At 58.5% G+C, this 1,783-nt stretch carries 1 protein-coding gene; it reads left to right on the forward strand.

Annotated elements, in window-relative coordinates:
• Positions 1-1,783: S-layer family protein (locus BHC62_RS26190; protein ID WP_218124037.1), on the forward strand; the 1,783-nt coding region annotated here is incomplete at both ends.

Consider the following 1,783-nt stretch of genomic DNA (forward strand, 5'->3'; position numbering starts at 1 on the left):
TGGTCTTGAAGTGAACGGCGGGGAAGTCACCGTCTACGAGAAAAACCTGCCGCTGGGCAGCGCTATCGATGGGCCTGCTTTGACCCAATCCGGCACCTTTACTGTGACCGCATTGGACGGACTGAAAAATCTGACTGTGGGCGGTATCAGCGTCGTTACCAATGGCGTGGCGGCGACCTTCCCGCAATCGGAACCCACCGGTTTTGGTAACACCCTGACCATCACCGGCTACAACGCCAGTACTGGTGTGATCAGCTATAGCTACACGCTCAACGGTACTGACAGCCACCCAACCGGCGCGGATGCCAATAGCATCAGCGAGTCGTTTGCGGTAACTGCCACCGATAGCAACAACAGCAGCGCCACCGGTTCGCTGGACGTCAACGTGGTCGACGATGTGCCCAAGGCTACCGACGATACCAATGGACAAGTGGCCTCTGAAAGCCAACTCATCCTCAGCGGCAGCGTGCTGGGCAATGATGTGCAAGGCGCGGATCGGGTCGCAACCGGCCCCGTCACGCCAAACACTATTGTTGGCACCTACGGGACCCTGCAACTGTTTGCCGATGGCAGCTACACCTACACCCTCGACAAGACTGATCCACAATTTATCGCCCTGAACGGCGGTGGCAGCGGCACTGAGACTTTCACTTATCAATTGAATGACAGCGACGGCGATACCAGTACCGCCAATCTCGTCTTGCAGGTCCATAACAACGACGACCCTGTGGTTCTGACCGGCCTGGAAGTAAACGGCGGCGAAGTCACCGTCTACGAGAAAAACCTGCCATTGGGCAGCGCCAACGATGGGTCTGTATTGACCCAATCCGGCACCTTCACCGTGACCGCACTGGATGGCCTGAAAAATCTGACTGTGGGCGGTATCAGCGTCGTCACCAATGGCGTCACCGCGACTTTTCCGCAATCGGAACCTACTGGCTTCGGCAACACCCTGACCATCACCGGCTACAACGCCAGCACTGGTGTGATCAGCTACAGCTACACGCTCAACGGCACCGACAGTCACCCAACCGGCGCGGATGCCAACAGTATCAGCGAGTCGTTTGCGGTAACTGCCACCGACAGCAACAACAGCAGCGCCACCGGTTCGCTGGACGTCAACGTGGTCGACGATGTGCCAAAAGCCTTCGACGACAACCCCGGCGGCGTGGCCTCTGAAAGCCAGCTCACACTGACCGGCAGCGTGCTGGGTAACGATGTGCAAGGTGCTGATCGGGTCGCCACTGGCCCGGTAACTGCCGGTACCTTCACCGGTACTTATGGCACCTTGCAGCTCTTCGCCGACGGCAACTACACCTACACCCTGGACAAGACTGATCCACAGTTCTTGGCTCTGAATGGCGGTGGCAGTGGGACTGAGACTTTCACTTACCAACTGAACGACAGCGACGGCGACACCAGCACCGCCAACCTCGTCTTGCAGGTGCATAACAACGACGATCCTGTGGTACTGACGGGCCTTGAGGTGAACGGCGGGGAAGTCACTGTCTACGAGAAAAACCTGCCATTGGGCAGCGCTATCGATGGGTCTGCTTTGACCCAATCCGGCACCTTTACCGTGACCGCATTGGATGGGCTGAAAAACCTGACTGTGGGCGGTATCAGCGTCGTCACCAATGGCGTTGCGGCGACCTTCCCGCAGTCGGAGCCCACCGGTTTCGGTAACACCCTGACCATCACCGGCTACAACGCCAGCACCGGCGTGATCAGCTACAGCTACACCCTCAACGGCACTGACAGCCACCCAACCGGCGCAGGCACT

This window comes from Pseudomonas sp. 06C 126 (assembly GCF_001855215.1).
Classification (GTDB): domain Bacteria; phylum Pseudomonadota; class Gammaproteobacteria; order Pseudomonadales; family Pseudomonadaceae; genus Aquipseudomonas; species Aquipseudomonas proteolytica.